Below are 20269 nucleotides of genomic sequence, written 5' to 3'. Positions count from 1 at the left end.
TATCTGTAAATAAATTAGACGGAGAATGCGATGTCGAAGTTCTTCGCATGGCGTTAGCTGATATTCTGCTAACCAAGAATTTAGGGATTGCTGTCTAGGAAGCAGATCGTATCGCGACCTTTGGCTTTGGCTTGGTACATCGCTTGATCGGCCAATTTGACGATGTCGATGTCATTGTTGTGCAGGTGGCGTAGCAGGACGACGCCGATGCTGGCAGTGCAGTGGTGTTGAACGCTGGTTTGTTTGTGTGCGTTTGGAATGTCGATTTGATAGGGCATGGATAAGGACGCCCGAATTTTTTCTGCGATGTTGCAAGCTAGCTGTTCGGCCTGCGTCTGCTCAGTTTCTAATTCGCTGAAGATCACCACAAATTCATCACCACCAAAGCGGGCGACGGTATCGACTTCGCGTACGCAAAGACTGATGCGTTGTGCGACTTCTTGCAGCAGTAAATCGCCCGCGTTATGACCATGTTCATCATTGAGTGGTTTGAAATTATCGAGGTCGATGAACAACACAGCGGCAAAGCAATGGTGACGTCTGCAAGCGGCCTTGGTTTGTTCTAACCTATCGTCGAGCAAGCTGCGATTCGGCAGACCAGTGAGCGCATCATGGAAGGCCATATGCTGCATTTTCAATTCTATTCGTTTGCGCTCGATGGCAATGCTGGCAAGTTGTGCTGATTGTTCAATGATGTAGACATCCAAATCAGCGAGTGCATTTTTTTTTCGGTGGTAGATGGCAAAACTTCCCAATATTTGCAATTCGGACGAGAGTATTGGTTGCGACCAACATGAGCCCAAACCCGCTTGCGCTGCGAGCTCGGCATACGGCGCCCAATAAGGATGGCTGGCGATATCGTCCACCACCACCCGCTGACCTAAAAATGCCGCAGTTCCACATGAGCCTACGCCCACACCGATGGCGACGCCATTGATGGCTTGGTTGTAGAAGCTAGGCAAACTAGGGGCGACGCCATCGACCAGATGTTTACCTTCTTTATCGAGCAACAAAATGCTACACATGATGTCGGTATGTAGCTGCTCAACCCCGCGTACGATGGCTTCTAACACGCTGGGCAAAGGGATATTTTTCGCCAGTAATTCCAAGGTGGAACTGCGAAACTTTTCGTATTTTTCTAGCTGTTTGCGTTTGGTGATGTCGTGCGAAATACCTAAAATACCAATGAGTTTGCCATCGGAATTGTGCAAAGGTGTTTTGCTAGTTTCGACTAGTTCGCGGTGTCCGTCATGGGCAAAGCTAATCCATTCTTCGTTAATGTTTAGGCCGCCCTTTTGCATGGCTAACAGATCATTAGCGCGGAATGAATCAGCCATTTCTTTGCTGACAAAATCATAGTCGGTATGACCAATGATGTCTTTTTCCAAGGCACCAAAAAATTGTTCAAAACGCTCGTTACAGACAAGATAAACCCCATCGGCATCTTTCAGCCAAATCAGTGCGGGAAGTGCTTGAAGAATGGCGCGCAGATTATCTTCTGTGAAATTCGCCAGCGAGAGCATTTGTTGGTTCATACATGTCCAGACTGATTATTCTTGTCCATTGTTGATGATGAATTAAAAAAAACAATCTAATCACGATTTAATTGAATTATTGAATGAGGATTCGCTCAATGATTGCTTTCTATCTTAATCCTATAACTCTCTAAGAGAGAGAAATATCGCAAAAAATAGACACATAGCAGACATATTGTTATGTTGGTGTAGAAATTTCTAGCGACAAAATTAAGTGTTGAGTATGTGGATGCCAACATCAAAAAACAAAGTCCGCACCCCTCTTGGCTTCGAACTTCAATTTCCCGTTTCTTACTCAGAACTCCGCACTAGGAAATAAGCAACTGCAATGAAAACTTGACTCCTGTATTTATCTGTATATACTTGATATGCTCAGTTAGACACGGAACCCCAACAAGGCACGGAACCCCAACAAGGCTGCAGATAATGACAACAGATAAACTTTTTCTCTCCAATCACGACAGTACGCCGATGTACGAACAGATCATGGAACAGATCACGACCAAGGTGATGGCCGGTGATTGGCGGCCAGGTCAATCTCTGCCCTCGATACGTGAGCTGGCTAGCGCGAGTAGCGTGAGTGTGATCACGGTGAAACGTGCCTATCTCGAACTAGAACGGGCGGGCGTGATCGTCACTCGGCAAGGTAAAGGTTCCTTCGTCGCCGAAACTCAAGATCTCGCTAAACAGCTGGTGCGGGAAGAGTTTGATACGCACCTCATGGGCATGGTCGGTGCTGCACACAAATTGGGTATGGATGGCAAAGAAGTGGCTGAGCATGTGAGTGCTGCCATGACCGCAATTGCCGCAGCTTCATCATCTAGCAAAGCAGCGAATGCAAACACCACCACCACTTCTTTGACAAGGACCATCAAATGAATTTGCCAACCGATCTCGCTATTTCATTGCGCGCGGTGGAAAAAACCTACGCTGACTTTGTGCTGCACCCGCTCGATTTGGAATTGCCCACGGGGCAAATCATGGGCTTGGTGGGCGCCAATGGTGCGGGTAAATCGACCATTATGCGTATCCTCATGGGCCTGATTCGCGCCGATGCGGGTGAAGTCGACGTTTGTGGCCATCGCTTGCCTGAAGCGCAGGTGGCAGCGAAACGCGATGTGGGTTATGCCTCTGAGGACATGCGCTTATACAAAACGCAGACGCTGCGTTGGCATATGGACTTTATCCAAGGGATTTTTCCGGAGTGGGATGAAACCTACGCTGCGCAATTGCTCAAACGTTTTGATCTGAAGTCGCAACAGAAGTTAGGTGGTTTCTCTCACGGACAACGAGTGAAAGCCGCTTTGCTCTTGATCCTGGCACGCCGCCCTAAGCTCTTGCTACTCGATGAGCCCACCACGGGTTTAGACCCTGTCGCGCGGGCAGAAGTGCTGGAAGCCTTGGCCGATGTATTGCGGGACGAGTCACGCAGTGTGTTGTTCTCATCGCATAACACGGTCGATGTCGAACAGCTTTCCGATTCCATTAGCTTCATTCACAAAGGCAAACTGGTGGCATCCGAAGATAAAGAAAGCTTCTTATCGAGTTGGCGCCGCATTATTTGTCATGGACCTTGGCAAGATGGCTTGAAAGACATCCCCGAAGTAATCAGTGCGCGCAATAACGGGTCCATCATTGAACTCAAGGTGCGCAATGCGGGTGATGTATTCGAAACGCGTTTGGCACAAATGAATCTGACGGTGAAGGCAGTCGAACCCATGAACTTAGAAGACATATTCGTGACCAGCGTTCGCGCGGGAGATAAATCATGAGCACACTAACGCAAAACAATACCAGCGAAACGCAGCAAACAAGGCATATGATTAAAAGGCTGATACTCAAAGAGTTTCACATGTATCAGAAGCAGTTTGCCGCTTATGTGATTGGGCTACTGATTGGTTTGACGCTGATCGGCATGGCAAAGACCTGGGCATTTTATGCAGGCGGCATGATCTTGCTGGTGCTCTTGATTTGTGTCGGTGGCTTTGCGATTCAGAGCTCACTACTCAATGAGCGCAGGGAGCATACTTTGTCTTTCATGATGAGCTTGCCTTTGACGCCGATGACATTCTTTTGGAGCAAAGTCTTCGCCAACTTGGTGCTGTATCTCGTACCATTTACGATTGTGTTGGCAGGGACGGCATTCTTAGTGTTGTTCACGCCTTTGCCCGACGGTATTTTGATTTGGTCATTTTTGATTTACTGTTTCTTGGCGACGAACTTTTTCATTTCACTGAGCGCGGCCTTGGTGTTGGAATCAGAGGGGTGGAACATCTTCGTACAAATTGCGGTCTCGACTTTCGTTGGCCCATTTATGGTCTTTATCGGCACCATTGACGCCATCGGCAAGAAGATTCAATCGAATGAGGTCGTGTTGAGCCCAGAAGCTTTAGGTCTTTTTGCTTTGGAATTGACCGTGATGCTGTTGGCGCTTGCTTTCGCCCGTGCCGTGTATCGTCGCAAGGATTCCTTTCTATGAACACTGCGGCGCAGAGGCCAGAAGTGCATACACGTTTACACTACATGGACAATCTGCGCGCCTTAGCGATGTTGACGGGTGTGGTGTTTCATGCGGCTCTCGCCTATAGCGTCTTGGCACATCCATTCTGGCCAACTGCGGACAAAGGGCAATCGCTCATCGTCGATGCCTTTGCTTGGTTTGTTCATCTATTTCGCATGCCTTTGTTCTTTGTGGTGGCGGGTTTCTTCGCAGCTCTGTTAGTGCAAAAACGCGGCATAGGTGGCATGCTAAAGAACCGTTTCATGCGCATCGTCTTGCCCTTGATAGCGTTCTGGCCACTCGTCTACTTCTCGATGAGCTGGCTGATTCGAACCGCGATAACAGAAGTAGAGCATTTATCGCCCTTACTGCAAATGATTAAGCCTTGGCTGGCAAATCCTCAAGCGCCATCCGCACCACCGACACTGGTACACCTTTGGTTCTTAGCCTACATGATGTGTTTTTGCATCCTCGTTTGGGTGGCATCCACACTGGAGTTGCACAAACATTTCGCTCGATTAGACCGTGCGCTAAGCGCGTGGACACCAATGAAGACGGTCGGCCTTGTACCGCTGCTTTTGATGCCCGCACTGTTCGATGTGCCAGCACCTTTCCCCGCACCGGAAAGCTTCTTCCCGCAATGGTGGGCGATTCTTTTTTACGGCACGTATTTCCTGATCGGTTTTCGTCTGTTTCATCAAGGACAGTGGCTAGAACAGCTCAGCCCGTTCGCGCCACGATTACTGTTGATATCGCTATTAGCCTACGCGCTGTTTCTCTACCTTCTGCAAACCAATGGCATGGCAAAACCAGATCTACTCCTGCAAGCAGTTCTGGTGCTACTACAAGCTTACATCGGATATTGGATGACACTGGTGTGCATCATCTTCGGCCAACGCTGGCTCGACAAACCACGAGGCGCTCTGCGTTATATCGCTGATGCCTCGTATTGGGTCTACCTCGTTCACTTGCCATTGATCTTTGTCATCCAAATTCCCTTAATGGATGTGAACTTGCATTGGGGTGTGAAGCTCAGCCTTTCACTCTGCGCGACCTTGGGCATCGCATTTCTCACTTATCACCTGTTCGTACGTAGTCATTTGCTGGGAAAATTTTTAAACGGCAATAATTTAAGCTCTAAGACAGCATAAATCCCCAGCACGAACAAACGTCACTCGTAAAGTCATGGTATTCGGAGCTGGGGTTTGCTATTACTACTGTGTTGGTTGCATATAAGCTAGCGTCGAGTCATGAAACCGCCTGTTGGTTCAAAAAAGAAAGCTTGCTATAATCCAAACCGAAGTCCACAGCGACTTCAATTCCCTCTCTCTCATAATAACGATAAAAAGGAGCTCATCATGAATGCAATCAACCTGTTCCCACTACACGCTTTTTTTATTAGCGGGTTGCGTCAGGCTTAAGCGTATTTCTTTTACCTCTTCAATCTGAATAGTCAGATTCAGCAGATTTTTAGCTAAATAGATTTACGATCAACACGTCCTGGCGACGACCTGCACTTTTACAGGTTGAAACCGAATGGGCAATTCCTCATTACAAATCATCGCAGAAAATGTTTCTGTGATCGCCTCACCAAAAACATGGATTGAAGGAGGCGCAATCCAACAATTACAAACAACAGCAAAACTGCCTGGCATGCACAGGGTGGTTGGTATGCCGGATTTACATCCGGGGCGCGGCTATCCTGTGGGCGCGGCTTTCTTTTCGACTGGCCGCTTCTATCCCGCATTGATTGGTGGCGACATCGGTTGCGGTATGCGCTTGCTAAAAACCGATCTCTCGATTGCTAAGATCTCGCTAGATAAATTAGTGAAACGTTTGGGCAACATCGATGCTCCTTTGATAGAGCAAAATGATGTTTGGCGCGAGCGCGTGCGCTTTTTTCAACTGCAAGATAGTGGTTTTGAACAAAGCTTGGGTACGATAGGCGGTGGCAATCATTTTGCCGAGTTACAGCAAATCATCGAAGTGTTTGATCAAGACATTTTTTCTGCGCATGGATTAGATCGCAAACAAGTGATGTTGTTGGTGCATAGCGGCTCACGCGGTTTGGGTGGGCACATTTTGCGCAAACATATTGATCAGTTTGGGCATCTCGGGCTCGCTGAAGACAACACCGCCGCAATCGTCTATTGGCAGCAACATCAGCAGGCTTTAGATTTTGCGTTGTGTAATCGACGTTTAATCGCTGAGCGTATTTGCGCGAATTTGGCGACGGATGCTGAAACCGTACTAGACATTCATCATAATTTCTTGAGTGAAGTTAGCATCGATGGCGTGCGTGGCTTCTTGCACAGAAAAGGCGCCGCGCCTGCGGACGAGGGTTTGATTGTGATCCCAGGTTCACGTGGTGATTACTCTTTTGTAGTACAAGCTGTACGCGGCGAAATGGCAAGCCAGAGTCTATTTTCCTTAGCGCATGGCGCTGGGCGAAAGTGGATGCGTAGCGAATGTGAAGCGCGTCTCAAGCAACGTTACACGGCTGCGCAATTAAGCAGAACCGCGCTCGATAGTCGGGTGGTATGCCACGACAAAGGCTTGATCTTTGAAGAAGCCCCCGAGGCCTATAAACCTATCGACAGTGTGATTACATCGCTACAAGAAGCAGGTTTAATCAAGGTGGTTGCCAAGCTCAAGCCTTTGATCAGTTATAAAACTTCAGGAAGGTGCTGCGTATGATCTTAGTACAAATCAGCGCTGGACAAGGGCCAGAAGAATGTTGTCTAGGCGTGGCGAAGGTTTGGCAAACCTTGCAAGCTGAGGCGAAGCGCCATGCTTGTCGTCTAGAGTTAATTGAGAGCGTTAGTGCTGCGCGCGCATCCAATTATAAATCTTTGTTGTTGAGTCTCGAGGGTGAAAATGAAAATTCATCAACCGCATGGATACAAGAGTGGCAGGGCAGCCTACAGTGGATTTGCGAAAGCCCTTATCGCTTACGATATCCGCGCAAAAATTGGTTCATCGGTTTGCGCTTGTTTCAAAATGACGAGTGCACCGCTGATGACACCATCAAATTCCAAGCATGTCGCGCCAGCGGCCCGGGCGGGCAACACGTCAACAAGACCGATAGCGCAATTCGTGCCACGCATTTGGCAAGTGGAATCAGTGTGAAGGTACAAACCGAGCGTAGCCAATATGCGAATAAAAAATTGGCACAGCTTTTGATTGCGCAAAAATTAGCAGAGCGTGACGAGCAGCGAGCGCTCCAACAAAATCGTGATCGGCGATTGAGTCATTTCGAATTAGAACGTGGCGGTGCGGGTTTGGTGTTTGTGGGTCTTGAGTTTAAGCGTCGGTGATGTTTTGAAATCGATAGTTGCCTTAATCGCTTGTGTAAGTAAGGCGTATTTAATTTCACAGCAGTTAAATAGCAGGTGTGAATGTCTTAGTCATTCGCACCGCTGCTCTATTTCATAATGAATTAGAGCATCGTAGGTGATGCCGCTATGCCACATCGGTAAGCGGTATTGCTCATCAGCGTTAATCTTCTTTTCTATTTTTGATTGGGGCGTTGTTAGCACGACCTTTTGATGCCTGGCGGTGCGATGTAATAGCCTTTGACGGCACGTGAAGTACATGGATTACCCGATGTGAATAGATTGACATGGATACGAAAGATGATCGATACATCCTGTTTTCCCACCTCCCATCGCACTTGAAATTCGAGTCATGGGTCTCCTAGGCGTTTGATGTTGCTTACCAAGCTCTAGCTCTTCACGTAGAGCTTAAAGTAAAATTGACCTTTGAGGCTGCTGTCGATGTCCAACTTTGGAGAAAGCAAACCGCGTATGAAAATGTCAGTTCGTTTAAAGTTTTGGTCGGTAATCCTTTTCGTCATCGTTGTCGGGTTGTTGATTGGTAGTTTGTTCGCTGCAAGCGATCATATGCCATACGTATTTTTTGGGTGGATCTTAATCGGCAATGTTTTAGCGTTCCGCGTTCGATGTCCAAATTGTGGTACCTCTGTTTCCTATCAAGGGAAAAGAACTGCAAATGGAACTTACTATGCTGGTTCTGTGAACCGACAATGCATGAAATGTGGGTGTGATTTTACAAAGGCGTATTGCGATTGATACGAACAATGCGATGATAAAGCCTTGCTGTGACACGTACTATGCGGAGATGCGTTGCATCCGCCTGAAGTTCGAGAGTTGAGCTTAGTCACAATGTCACAATCTACTCAAAGCGGGCTGCGCCATTCTTGGTCGAGCCAGTCATACATCATGAGTGCGTAAGAGGCTGCGAAGAGTATCTTTTTCGCGTTTGTATCATTGCTTTTTTCTATCCAGATTTTTGGTGTTTGTCCTTCAAACGACATCGCTGCTACATGCGCATTGTCTTTGTAAAAATGCAGACCGGATGTGGCGGCAACGGCGAATGGCAAGTTGCGCCATTCGCCATCGACTAAGAATTGGCGTCCTTTTTCATGTTCGATCAGGTAGAAGTCGTTTGCACTCTCGGAAATAGGGCGCCCTAATTCTATACTTGGTACTTGACTGCCTTCGGCGTCAAGACCGAGTTGCCAGACTTGATCCTGCAAGATCAGCTCGCAGCGTAAGAAGCTGTAGAGCCGATCGCGTTCTGTCGTAGTAGTATTTCTATCCCTGCCTTGGCGGTCACGCTTCTGTTGTTCTACATGGGCGACATCATCTAGTTGATAGAGTTGGCATTGCACATCGACTGGTTCTGGAATTAGCGTAGAGCTTACCGCGGTAAGCACTTGAAAGCGATATGCACGTTCGCTGGCGAGTTTGTACTGTTGCCGTATCGTTGAACGCATCCCTAAGACTTCATTCCACAAAAAGCGGGTAAAGCGATCTGCCCCGGTTAGTTGTAAGCCACTGATTCCGCTACTTGAAAAAAGTTGTTCACTGCGTTCAGATTTTTCGCGTGAAATATGCATTGCTCGCACCAAAAATTGCGGCGTGTTTTGTTCGAAGTGCTGGTCTTTATATTGTGCGATGGGCTTGCGTATGATGATCATTTCCGCTCGTTGTTCAAAGTCTGCTGGCAGCGGTATGCGTTGATCTTGTACGGTTTGGCAAGCGCTCAAGCTCAATCCTGTCAATGCGAGGGCGAATAGAGTGAATGCACGTGGTGGTTTGATAGTGAATAAGAACATAAGTATCTCGGTCAAAAGTATCGGCCTGTAAAGACAGCTAGTGTAAGAAGCCTGCATCAGCACCACAATTTTTAGCATAAAAGTACTAGCTCTTGCGACCAGCCAGTGCACTCCGCCGCCAGTCGCTTGCTACCCAACAAAGAAAAGGAGAAGGAAAGTTTCGATTAGATACCACCTCGTAGAATGTGATTTCAGGCGTACTAAAACTTTTTTGATCGCTGTACAAGCTTCGCACATCATTTCTTCGAAACTGTCGACTGAAAATATGCTAATACGATATGGCCTCGCCTTTTAGCATTCACTAATAATTCAATAGTAAAAACCATGATGCCGATAGCATTGCCAGTCAGCCAATTGGGTGCTGTCATTGTTCCTATGAATCGACCCTAGCGTGCTCCTTTACCAAGCTTCATCGCATTACGCATAAGTTTTAAAAAGCTCGGACATTCAAAATGACTGCTTGCTGGGCATACGGCGGCATGGCGCAGGCTCTTAGCGATAGCTTGTAGCTGGCGAACTTGGCGGTCGATTTCTGCTGCTTTGTTGGCGAGCATATCGCGTTTTAGCTGTTGTTTTCCTTGTGTTGCCGGCCCTAATAGATTTTTGATATCCGCCAGCGAAAAGCCGGCAGACTGAGCCAATATGATAAATCCGATGGTCTCAAGAACCTCGGGCGCGTATTGACGTCGCAGACCTTTGCGACTGTGACTGGTGATTAGACCGAGTTCTTCGTAATAACGCAAACGTGAGGCGGGGATGCTAGTTTGTTTGACCACTTCGGCTATGTCCATCGTCTTACTCCAAAAAAATCCTTGACTTCAAGTGTACTTGAACTTGTATGCTAATGTCTTCAATCGATGAGACTCGTGCGCAACTTGCTGTGCGTACAGGGTTCTCTTAATCAAACTTAGCGAGGATGATATGGATGCACAATTTTGGCACGACAAATGGCAACGCCGCGAGATTGGGTTTCATCGCGAGCAGATCAATCCGTATTTGCCCGCGTATTTTCCGACCCTCGGCTTGCAAGCTGGGCAAACTGTGTTCTTGCCCTTGTGTGGTAAGACTAGAGATGTCAGTTACTTCTTGCAGCTTGGATTGCAGCTTGTTGGTGTGGAATTGAGCGAAGTCGCGGTTCAAGAATTATTTGCAGACCTTGGCGTGCAGCCTGAGATCAGCGATGTACTAGGTATGCGCTGCTATCAAACGACCCAGTTACGTATTTTTGTGGGCGATTTTTTTGAGCTTACGGCAGAACACCTAGGTCGCATTGATGCAATCTATGATCGCGCAGCCTTAGTCGCCTTGCCACTGACGATGCGCCAAGCTTACACCAAGCATTTGTTAGACCTTAGTGACAACGCGCCGCAATTACTAATCACCTATGAGTACGATCAAAACGTCGTTGACGGACCACCATTTTCGATTTCCCGATCGGAAGTAGAACAACACTACGCAGGCGCTTATGCGATTGAGGTCTTGCATACCGCTGAGGTAGAAGGCGGTATGAAAGGAAAAACATCCGCGACCGAAGCTGTGTATTGTTTGCGTAGCAAAGAATGATTTTAGCGCGAGATAATTTGCGGCTCAGTCGATCATATATTGCGGCTTATATTGATCTTCTAATTTGAAAACAACTCAAATTGGCTCTCGATATTTGTGCTCTAAAATTAACTTAGCATTTGCGTGACTTATGTGTTTGCAGAATGGTTTATCTTCATAATTTGAGACAAACATAAAATATTCGCCATGAGCGTTTCGGGCATAGCATGTGAGAGAGTACGACATAATCCAGCCTTCATTGTTAACAATATCTTCGCTCGATTTGATGATCTCTGCTTCTGAGCCAATAAGAATGAATTCAAGTGTCGAAGAATGTGTACGATATTCCATAAACTGCTTTAACGCCTGTGCTCGATAGGTATCTTGAGAAATTGAATCAGCGATCCTGTTAAGTGAAATAGAGATTGCCCAAACACAAAGTACGATTACGATTGCGGTATAAATAAAGTTCATGCGGTACAAAGAATATGAAGGTATTTTCACATGGGTCATGCGCTTTTTATGTGAGTGTTGTTCTTTACGAACTTGGTTTATGTGTGGAACATATAGTAAGCATCTAACTCGGATTGCAGTGAAAGAGAAAGTTATGGTAAAAATCATTTATCATACTTGATATTAAATTAGTAAAAACAATAGAATAGTAATTGCTTATTTTTCATTTTGCACGACTTTATAACTGTCGCGCGCAGATAGAGAGCGAGTTCAAGTATGAGTTCAGCCGTACCTATGCAGCATGCACATTCCGAGGCAACACAACCTGCACACGCCCGAGTTGAACAAGCATCGGCTTACGATGCGCCACCTGTGTTTGTTGATCAGCGATCACAAGCGATTAGCCAGCGTAGGCTACAAGATATCGTTAACAATAGTTCGCAAACCCGACAGCTTAAACTGTCTGATCAACTGGCGCAAAATAGTATACGTAGCACGCAATTGAGAACTATGAGCGCTATGACCGATGTGCCCGTACTGCAAAAGATGGAAGATGAAGAGGCAATTCAAGCGCAGACGCAGGATTTGATGGCGCAGCGCCGCGAGGTAGAAACCACATCCCCACAGCCCAATAACACAGGTCTTCCTGATAATTTGAAATCGGGTATTGAATCTTTATCAGGCATGAGCATGGATCATGTGAAGGTGCACTATAACTCTGCACAACCAGCCCAATTGAATGCGCATGCTTATGCACAAGGTAGTGAGATTCATGTCGCACCTGGACAAGAGCAGCATTTGCCGCACGAGGCTTGGCATGTGGTACAGCAGGCGCAGGGACGCGTTAAGCCTACGATGCAGATGAAGGCTGGTGCACCAGTGAATGATGATGCGGGTTTGGAAACCGAGGCGGATGTGATGGGGGCAAAAGCCTTAGGGCTTGGCTCAGTGCAAAGGAAAAAGAGCGCTGGGGTTCTGACGCAAGCAAAAAGCTCGTCGGCTTTAGATTCTTGGAAGAATACGGTAGTAACTGAGTCGGTGATGCAGCGTAAATCGAAGTTTAAGTCTAACTCACCTCGCGAGCTAAACGCGGCAACACCGCTAGCCTCTCTCCACGCCGCATTTCAGGGATTTTTCAAAAGTGCAGGCTTGAGCGAGAGCTACACCTTTCATAGCTTGCAGAAAATTTTGCCAAATGACTCCACTTATTCTGGCTCGTTTTCTCGAGCGGGAGAGGTGGTCGCCTCAATCGACCCAAAATCGAGTTCTAAGGCGGACTCAAAAAATCGAGACAATTCAGTGATCGGTCCATACGGTCATTTTGGAGTGATGGAGCGCGCCATTTTCAATCGACAGAATCTAGGTAATACCTATGATGGGGGCCATCTTGTCGAGCATACTTTGATGGAAGGGCAAACAGCCGATGTACATGGCAATCTCGCTCCGCAAGAGAACAAAAATTTCAATCAGGGCTTGATGCGCGGTTGGGAAAGTGTGCCAGAGCATTTGATGTCACATGGTCATAAGTTCGATTATTCCGTCAAGGTTGAATATCAGGGTGATGATTATGTCCGCACAGGTGAGCAACTTGTTGATGCGGGTGTCATCAATCGTGCGATCTTGAATATGCTCCCCACGAAAGGAAATCAAACGGCTACTGATCTAAAGAACACTAGTGTTACCTTTAGACGTTGGGTGCCAACATTTTGGACTGGAACGGTTGATAAAGGTGGTACAAAGAATATTCCATTGCTCGCCTTTAATAAGGGCGCACATTTTCATAATTTGCAGTCATCGAAGCAAACCGCTCAAGACCTTGTAATTGAACCAAATAGTAGTGCTCAACATACACGGCCAGGAATTAAACGCACAAATTCAGGATTTCTTGCAGGGTATTTTGAAACTGCGACGACATTCGGTGGAACCATGATTCATATGGGACAGCAGCCATCATTTAGTGGCTTTATGTTCCAACCAGAACCGCAAGATCTCCGTGATCAGCCCACCGCCACCACGACACCAAAAGGAATGACACCGTCTGTGTTACCGACAACCAATACCAAAGTGAACTTATTACCGGTGTCGATTCGTATCGGGCGGATGTTCGACGACCTTATGAATGTGGAGCGAAAAAAAGGTAGTGGCGGACCTGTTAGAAGCAGAAATAAATCTGACGGTCCTGTCGATAAAGCCGCTAAAGAGGAATCAAAAGACTATTTGATACTTCGGGGTAACGGTGGGGGGCCGCTTGCAACCAGAGCATTCTTATCAAATCCAGCGAAAGGCGCATCGTTTGTCGCAGCGGTTCAAAATCATATGACTAGTTCGGGCAGTAAAACTAAAGCCGATTTTGCTGACGTGGTAAGAGCGACAAACTTACCAGTCAAAGAAAAGAATAAAATGCTCAGTTTGGAATTGGACCCCAACCTGAAACTGTGAGGTGCCCAATCCCAAACCCTTAAACTTCACCGCCTGAGTCATTTAAGCAATAGTAAAAGGTCTTGCTGTGTTAGGACAATTAACTTGGTTGCAGTAAGGCTGATGATTTTAGGTTTCTGCGAATTTGAGGAGTTACGCCTATTTACAAAAACATCCCGCCAGAAGCTTCAATACGTTGACCGTTAATCCATTGAGTATCTCGTACCAACAAAGCCGCAGCGACAGCGCCAATATCGTCTGGTAAGCCAGCGCGTCCTAAGGCTGTTTGATTGGCAACGAACTGATTGAGTTGAGCGTTATCTCGTACTGCGCCGTGACCAAAGTCGGTTTCGATAGCACCAGGTGCCAGCACATTGACGCTGATGCCTCGATCACCAAGTTCTTTTGCCCAATAGCGTGTTAGTACTTCAACTGCGCCTTTCATGGCGGCATATGCGCTGTAGCCGGGTAAAGAGAAGCGGGTTAAACCTGACGACACATTTAAGATGCGACCACCATCTTCGATGAGAGGTAGCAATTGTTGGGTGAGAAAGAACACGCCTTTCAAATGTACATTCATCAGTAGATTAAATTGCTCCTCGCTGAATTCAGCAAACGGTTGGTGCGCACCTATACCCGCATTATTGAGTAACATCGTAAATCGATTGGTATGCCAATGCGTAGTTAATGCCTCACTTAGACTTTGTATAAAACTAGGAAAGCTGGCGATATTGCCAACGTCCAGTTGTATAGCAACTGCTTTACGTCCTAGTTGCTGGATCTCTTGCACCAGCGCTTGAGCCGCATCTTTTTGTTGTTGGTAGGTGAGTACAATATCGACACCATGTCTTGCCAGATGCAGTGCGGCACTTCTTCCCAAACCGCGGCTACCACCTGTAATCAAAGCGATGCTTGGTGAGGATTCGTCTATTTTCGTCATTCTATTATTTCCTTTCAGTTCTTGTTCTGTCGTCAAAATCAGTTCCACACTCAAGAGGAGCATTGGATATTGCGCAGTTTAAATTGATCATTCATGTCGATAAATGGGCTAAATTTGTTTACACTGTTCAGAAAAATCGAACAACATTAATTCTCTTCGTTTGTGCTGTTGTGATCGGGTTAGTCTGATGAATCAATTAGAAGCAATGCGTATTTATCTGCGGGTAGCTGACTTGCGTAGTTTTACGCAAGCTGCAGACAGTTTGAATTTGCCGAAAGCGACGGTGTCAGAAGCAATTAAGCAGCTCGAAACGCAGCTGGGTACGCGGTTACTACAAAGAACGACGCGCAGCGTGCAAATGACGCAAGATGGCATGTTGTATTACGAACGCAGCAAAGATTTACTATATGATTTTGCAGAGTTGACGAGTTTGTTTGATTCACAGCAAACACCTTTGCACGGACGCTTGCGAGTTGATTTACCTGTCGCCGCAGCGAGAAACATTGTGATTCCTGCTCTTCCAGAATTCTTAGCACTGCATCCAGGGATAGAGATAGAACTTAGCTGTACCGATCGTCGGGTGGATTTAATTCGAGAAGGTTTTGATTGTGTGATGCGGGTCGGTACTTTGCATGACAGTAGCTTGATTGCCCGCCCTTTGGGTTATTTGGGGCAAGTCAATTTAGCCAGCAAAACCTATTTAGAACAGTGGGGAACGCCACGTGAACTTGATGACTTACAAGCACACTTTTTGATTCATTATGTGAGCAATTTTGGAAATAAGTCGCTCGGTTTTGAATATCAACAAGCTGGCAAGACGCATTATCTGGCGATGAAAGGTGGGATGACCGTGAACAACAGCGACGCTTATCACGCCGCGTGTCAGGCTGGCTTTGGCATTATTCAGGTGCCGCAGTTTGGACAATTACACGCGGCGAGTCTACAAAATTTGGTCTCGATTCTGCCCGACTACCAAGCGCCCTCAATGCCAGTCTCTATCCTCTACCCTGACCGTCGTCATTTGGCGAAGCGCACTCAGAAATTTATCGAATGGTTGAGTGACAAGCTAAAACCACATTTGCTACCAGCTTAGAATCGGCCTCGTTTTTCTAATTTGCACTTTTCGTGTCAACACAGCTTGAGTTGCGCTCAAATCGTGGTTTTTACATGTTTGCAAAACGATTCAAGTCAATTTACATGCGTTAAATTAACCCTTAATCATTCTTTTTAGATAAATTTTGTCATATATCTGGTATAAATGTGCTGCGCTTTTGGGCACACAAATTGCTGGCCTCTTATAGGGTGGTGAAATGATCTCTTGTCTAATGGGCGTTTCGCCAGTGCGAAATCGGAAGGTTGCAAGATCATTTTTTGAGTGCGACCAAATTACTGGGTGGTTTACTTTGGGTAATGTTCTTTTTTGAAAAGAAGGATGCATCATGAAAACAAGAATTGCAGCCACATCAAATCATCACGCAGATAGCGTGAGCCAAACAGTTCAAGCGCGCAGATCAGCATTGGCTACTAGTTCCATGCTAGACCAGCGCCAAGTTGTCTCGCGCCAAGCGAATCGACAAGATATGATGAATGCTAGCGTCCAGACAGCGCAACTTCAAGAACGCAAAGACGCCTTAAATGGGGCAAGCAATATAACACTTCAGCGAGTCGAAGACGAAGAGCCGGTACAAGGCAAATTTGAAGCTATCCAAAGAGCCGAAGATGAAGAGCTAGTACAAGGAAAGTTTGCGACTTTGCAAAAGGTCGAAGATGAAGAACCTGTGCAAGCTAAATTTGAAATTGCACAAAGAGCCGAAGATGAAGAATTAGTACAAGGAAAGTTTGCGACGGTACAAAAAGTTGAAGAAGAGGAGCCCGTTCAAGGGAAATTGGTTACCGTTCAAAGAGCGGAAGATGAGGAACTAGTTCAGGAAAGATCACTAATAAATACAGCATTACAAAAGAAATCCTCAGCATCTTTAACAAACAATTCCGGTTTGCCTACTCAACTAAAAGCAGGTATCGAAGCACTTTCTGGCATGAATATGGATCATGTCCAAGTGCATTACAACTCAGATCGACCTGCTCAACTCAACGCGCATGCGTTCGCGCAGGGTAATGAGATTCATGTCGCATCGGGTCAAGAGCAGCATCTACCGCATGAAGCTTGGCATGTCGTGCAACAGGCGCAGTCACGCGTCAAGCCAACTATGCAATTAAAGCCCGGGGTGCCGGTGAACGACGATGTAGGGCTGGAAAACGAGGCAGATGTGATGGGTGCGAAAGCAATGCAACTAGGTCAAAGTGATAAGGTAAGCGCTACACCTTTACAAGCGAAATCTGATACCGCTGTCTTAATTCAACGCAAACAAACACGACCTGAATCAGTCGCTGCGGACTTGTTGCATGCCGAATATAACAATATTTTTAGCGCATGGCGACCATCGTACAACGCGATTGCAACTGGCGGCGGTAGCTATAATTCAAAATTAGCGCGCTTGACCACAGCCGTTACAAATAATCGAGAAATTACTTATAGACGAATGGCGCATTACCGGATGGAGAATGGCACCGAGATTCCAAATCTCGCTGGAAGTGGCTCGGAACTTATGTATGTACACCACAATGATGAGATTAAACGAGCGAATCGTAACGGTGAGAAGTTACCGCATCCTGCTCTAGTTGGCGGCGATCCTGATGTGACAACCGCTGGAACGATCCACGTTAACAATTTAGGTGAGCGTCAAAAATGGGGAAGAACAGTGACCAAGTATGACATCATTGTCACCAATAGCTCCGGCCACTTTCAGCCGGACGACGTGCCGGACGCAACGGTGGATAAAATTAAGACCCACGTTTTCGAAAATCAACCAAGTAATACTTGGTACAACGTATACAAGCGAGAACGCTGATTTTGATTTCCGTGTAGGTCAACATGACATTTCTCGTCGTACGTTCTAATTTTTTTGAATGGGGGGATGAGATTGAAGTAGCTCACTTTATCTACCTATTTGCAATATTTACGAACCTTAATTCACACACCGTTACTGTGAACTAAGGTTTTTATTCACCACCATCAAACTTCCCTCGCCACGCACATTTGCGTGACCGTACCAAACTATTGCTAACGGTCTAAGCGAACTTTCCTGACATTGAAAACGATGGTTTCATCACTCTAATGAAATATGTTCGGCATGGAAAATCGTTTTTTCAGGCCCACTTTTTGTCGTTTCGTCGCATATCGCTTAAATCAAAAATAGAAATTAGATACAGTGCGAGCCATCAACAGCTAGCCAATTATTTCTGCTGTTCTTTTTTAATTCGAGACGATCATGCAAACATCCAAAAGCTCACTTATTACTCTTATTCTCTGCAACGTGATTGCTGCTTCTGCGCACGCACAGCAGCCTAGCGAAGTTAAAACACAAGCGTCGCAACAAACACAACGTGTTGAAGTGCAAGGTAAATCGCAAGAACAATTCGCACGTACAGAAACCGCTTCACGCTCTATCGTGAGCAATGCAGAACTGACGCGTTTTGGCGATAATAATATCGTTGATGCGATGAAGCGTGTGCCGGGCGTGCAAGTGACCAATAATAAACTGCATTTGTTAGGAATGGCGGCAGGTTACACCCAAATTTTGATTGATGGCGAAGCGCCACGTGGCATTACGATTGAAGATATTCCATTGAATATGATTGAGCGTGTGGAGATTTATCGCGGTGCGAATGCGCAATTTAGTACACAAGCGATGGCTGGTACGATCAATATCATTTTGAAGAAAGCGGCTTCTAATAAGCAGCACAGTATTAAAGCTAGCATTGGTCACATGTTCAAGAACAACGGTGGCGTAGATTGGTTCCATTCAGATAAAAACGGTAACTTGTCGCATACCGTCAGCGTCAGCTTATCAAAAGACCGTATGAGTGCTGGTCAGCCAGAAGACACCACGATTAACTATGTGAATGAAAATCTGTTATCCGGTAGTAAGAGTCAATTCCAAAATACTTCGAACGCCAAGCGTAGCGATGAATCTCTGCGTATTTCTCCACGTATTCAATACAAGACTGATTCCAACATCAATCTGACCTCGACTTCGATTGTTGCGCATAACCGTTTTAATTCTGAGAGCACCAGCCAATTCAATAACTTGTCAGGTCGTGTTTTTGAAATCGGCAAAACAACATCGAAAGATCGTAACCAAGGTACGAATTTTGGTAGCACGCTCAAAGCAGTGACCAGCTTGGATAATCAGATTGGCGTTGATGTGACGGCAGGTTTTCAAGCGCAAAATTTTATCGCCCGTTCGCAATCACAAAATTATCAGCCTGATGGCACACTCAAATTTAATCGTGATTTGAACACCGATGTGCATGTCGTCGTCGGTATGACCAACGGTAAATTAAATATCCCAACTAATGCTCAGCATGATTTGGTCGTGGGTTGGTCTGGTTGGCGTGCGGATGTTGATGTGGATAACAATCAAATCGATCAGTTCCCATTGAACCAAAAGCCAATTTATCGCCCACATAGCGCTAATTCGGTTATGGATAATGCCGCTTTCTTCGTACAAGATGATTGGAAGTTTAAGAAAAATTCTTCTGTGTCACTCGGTTTGCGCTGGGAATCACAAGGCATTCGTACTGAAAACAATGACGGTGAAAAAGTCACCAATCGCGCTAGTGTGTTGAGCCCTGTGATTCAAACCATGTGGCAGCTTGATCCGCAAAATACAGAGCGGATTCGTCTTGGCGTATCGCGCACTTTCAAGGCACCTGAAGGCACACAACTGTTGATGCCGAAGATCTATGTGATCAACAATTCGATCGAAAGCCCGAACATTGTCGGTAATCCAAATTTGCGTCCAGAACTCTCATGGAGCTTTGATGCAGCGTTTGAACATAATGGTAAAGATGGTCTTAATTACGCCATTCGTGCAAAAGCGCAAGCGATTAAAGATATTCATCGCGAAGTCGTATTTGAAGCGGACAAATCGTATTGGAAGCAGTTTGTGAACGCAGGTAAGGCACAAAGTCAAAGCTTAGAACTTTCCACGCAATTTCCATTGAAGCGTTGGATGGATAATGCACCTGATATGGATTTTTCTGCCAGCTACTCTCACTTCTGGTCAAACGTGAAGGATTTGGCGACACCCTATAATTCACTCACACCGTATGAATATGTGTTCACGTTTGGTGCGAACTATCGTGCAAAAGATATTCCTTTAACTGCTGGTATCAGCGCAAAAATTCAAGATTCACATTGGCAGCAAATTAGCTTGACCGAGCGTCAATATGTCAAGACACCGAAGAATGTGGATGTGTATGCCTTGTGGAAGTTCGACAAACAAAGTCAAATTCGTTTTGCTTTGAATAATTTGTTGGGTGGTTCGGCTTATGATTCCCTCACCTACGCTAGTGTGGGTAATACACGTAGCCAATCAGCACGTGCCGTACCGACAGCACGCAACTTTAGTATGACGTATGAGTATAAGTTTTAATTGATGTAATTTAGATTGAAACGCTGACACTTAAAAGGTACGGCGGATCAAGCACGCGATACGGTCAAGCCTTGCGACAGACGTTTGTTATAAAACGTTTTGTCGCAAGGCTTGATTGTTTTGTGTTTAGTCTCTTCAAGGTCGAGGAAACTTCTTTTTACAAGGCACACTCTTAAAAAGAGTCGCTGCATTTCAATCGTAACTATGTGCAGTGCATCCCTTCCATTTGACACTCCATCACTC

The 20269-nt window shown here is 46.1% G+C and carries 15 protein-coding genes; 11 read left to right on the top strand and 4 right to left on the bottom strand.

The features are described from left to right. Window positions 1-80: 80 nt before the first annotated feature. The gene (locus IE103_RS06700) at window positions 81-1535 is read right to left on the bottom strand and encodes a sensor domain-containing protein (RefSeq protein ID WP_189345276.1); all 1455 of its coding nucleotides are present in this window, start codon (window positions 1533-1535) and stop codon (window positions 81-83) included. Between the two features lie 426 nt (window positions 1536-1961). Between IE103_RS06700 and IE103_RS06695 the strand changes: the two genes are divergently transcribed. From IE103_RS06695 to prfH, 6 genes are all read left to right on the top strand, one after another. Next, window positions 1962-2414 carry a GntR family transcriptional regulator gene (locus IE103_RS06695; RefSeq protein WP_229827149.1) on the top strand — a complete coding sequence of 151 codons (453 nt, stop codon included), beginning with the start codon at window positions 1962-1964 and terminating at the stop codon, window positions 2412-2414. Next, the gene (locus tag IE103_RS06690) at window positions 2411-3307 is read left to right on the top strand and encodes an ABC transporter ATP-binding protein (RefSeq protein ID WP_189345275.1); all 897 of its coding nucleotides are present in this window, start codon (window positions 2411-2413) and stop codon (window positions 3305-3307) included. Before IE103_RS06695 ends, IE103_RS06690 begins: the two co-directional genes overlap by 4 nt. Continuing rightward, complete coding sequence (locus IE103_RS06685) at window positions 3304-4014, top strand: ABC transporter permease (protein WP_189345274.1); 711 nt, start codon at window positions 3304-3306, stop codon at window positions 4012-4014. Before IE103_RS06690 ends, IE103_RS06685 begins: the two co-directional genes overlap by 4 nt. After that, window positions 4011-5186 (top strand): acyltransferase family protein, encoded by a 1176-nt coding sequence (locus IE103_RS06680; RefSeq protein ID WP_189345273.1) that lies wholly within the window; start codon window positions 4011-4013, stop codon window positions 5184-5186. Before IE103_RS06685 ends, IE103_RS06680 begins: the two co-directional genes overlap by 4 nt. Window positions 5187-5571: 385 nt before the next feature. Continuing rightward, window positions 5572-6732 carry an RNA ligase RtcB family protein gene (locus tag IE103_RS06675; protein ID WP_189345272.1) on the top strand — a complete coding sequence of 387 codons (1161 nt, stop codon included), beginning with the start codon at window positions 5572-5574 and terminating at the stop codon, window positions 6730-6732. Next, the gene (gene prfH / locus IE103_RS06670; RefSeq protein WP_189345271.1) at window positions 6729-7352 is read left to right on the top strand and encodes a peptide chain release factor H; all 624 of its coding nucleotides are present in this window, start codon (window positions 6729-6731) and stop codon (window positions 7350-7352) included. Before IE103_RS06675 ends, prfH begins: the two co-directional genes overlap by 4 nt. Before the next feature lie 881 nt (window positions 7353-8233). Here prfH and IE103_RS06665 read toward each other — a convergent pair. Both IE103_RS06665 and IE103_RS06660 read right to left on the bottom strand, forming a co-directional pair. Continuing rightward, the gene (locus tag IE103_RS06665; protein WP_189345270.1) at window positions 8234-9175 is read right to left on the bottom strand and encodes a hypothetical protein; all 942 of its coding nucleotides are present in this window, start codon (window positions 9173-9175) and stop codon (window positions 8234-8236) included. Between the two features lie 386 nt (window positions 9176-9561). After that, complete coding sequence (locus IE103_RS06660) at window positions 9562-9966, bottom strand: helix-turn-helix domain-containing protein (RefSeq protein WP_189345269.1); 405 nt, start codon at window positions 9964-9966, stop codon at window positions 9562-9564. 130 nt (window positions 9967-10096) lie between these two features. On the opposite strand from IE103_RS06660, the gene tmpT reads away from it, so the two are divergent. Next, window positions 10097-10738, top strand: a complete 642-nt coding sequence (tmpT, locus tag IE103_RS06655; RefSeq protein WP_189345268.1) for a thiopurine S-methyltransferase — start codon at window positions 10097-10099, stop codon at window positions 10736-10738. A gap of 708 nt (window positions 10739-11446) precedes the next feature. After that, window positions 11447-13609: an eCIS core domain-containing protein gene (locus IE103_RS18335; protein ID WP_229827148.1), complete on the top strand. Its 2163-nt coding sequence runs from the start codon at window positions 11447-11449 to the stop codon at window positions 13607-13609. Between the two features lie 142 nt (window positions 13610-13751). Here the strand turns inward: IE103_RS18335 and IE103_RS06645 are convergent, their stop codons facing one another. Continuing rightward, window positions 13752-14528, bottom strand: coding sequence for an SDR family NAD(P)-dependent oxidoreductase (locus tag IE103_RS06645; RefSeq protein WP_189345267.1), 777 nt, complete (start codon window positions 14526-14528; stop codon window positions 13752-13754). Window positions 14529-14712: 184 nt separating this feature from the next. Here IE103_RS06645 and IE103_RS06640 point away from each other — a divergent pair, with 184 nt between their 5' ends. The 3 genes from IE103_RS06640 (at window position 14713) to IE103_RS06630 (ending at window position 20026) form a co-directional block, all read left to right on the top strand. Next, entirely contained in the window at window positions 14713-15621 is a 909-nt protein-coding gene (locus IE103_RS06640) for a LysR family transcriptional regulator (protein WP_229827185.1), read from the top strand. A gap of 346 nt (window positions 15622-15967) precedes the next feature. Further along, complete coding sequence (locus IE103_RS06635) at window positions 15968-17437, top strand: eCIS core domain-containing protein (protein ID WP_229827145.1); 1470 nt, start codon at window positions 15968-15970, stop codon at window positions 17435-17437. 420 nt (window positions 17438-17857) lie between these two features. After that, a complete protein-coding gene (locus IE103_RS06630) occupies window positions 17858-20026 on the top strand; it encodes a TonB-dependent receptor plug domain-containing protein (protein ID WP_189345265.1) in 2169 nt (722 codons plus the stop codon). Window positions 20027-20269 lie beyond the last annotated feature (243 nt).

This window comes from Affinundibacterium macrobrachii, from assembly GCF_014652415.1.
Lineage (GTDB): Bacteria > Pseudomonadota > Gammaproteobacteria > Burkholderiales > Burkholderiaceae_D > Undibacterium > Undibacterium macrobrachii.
Note: the sequence above shows the minus strand (reverse complement) of the source record. Positions and strands in the feature narration are given on the sequence as shown.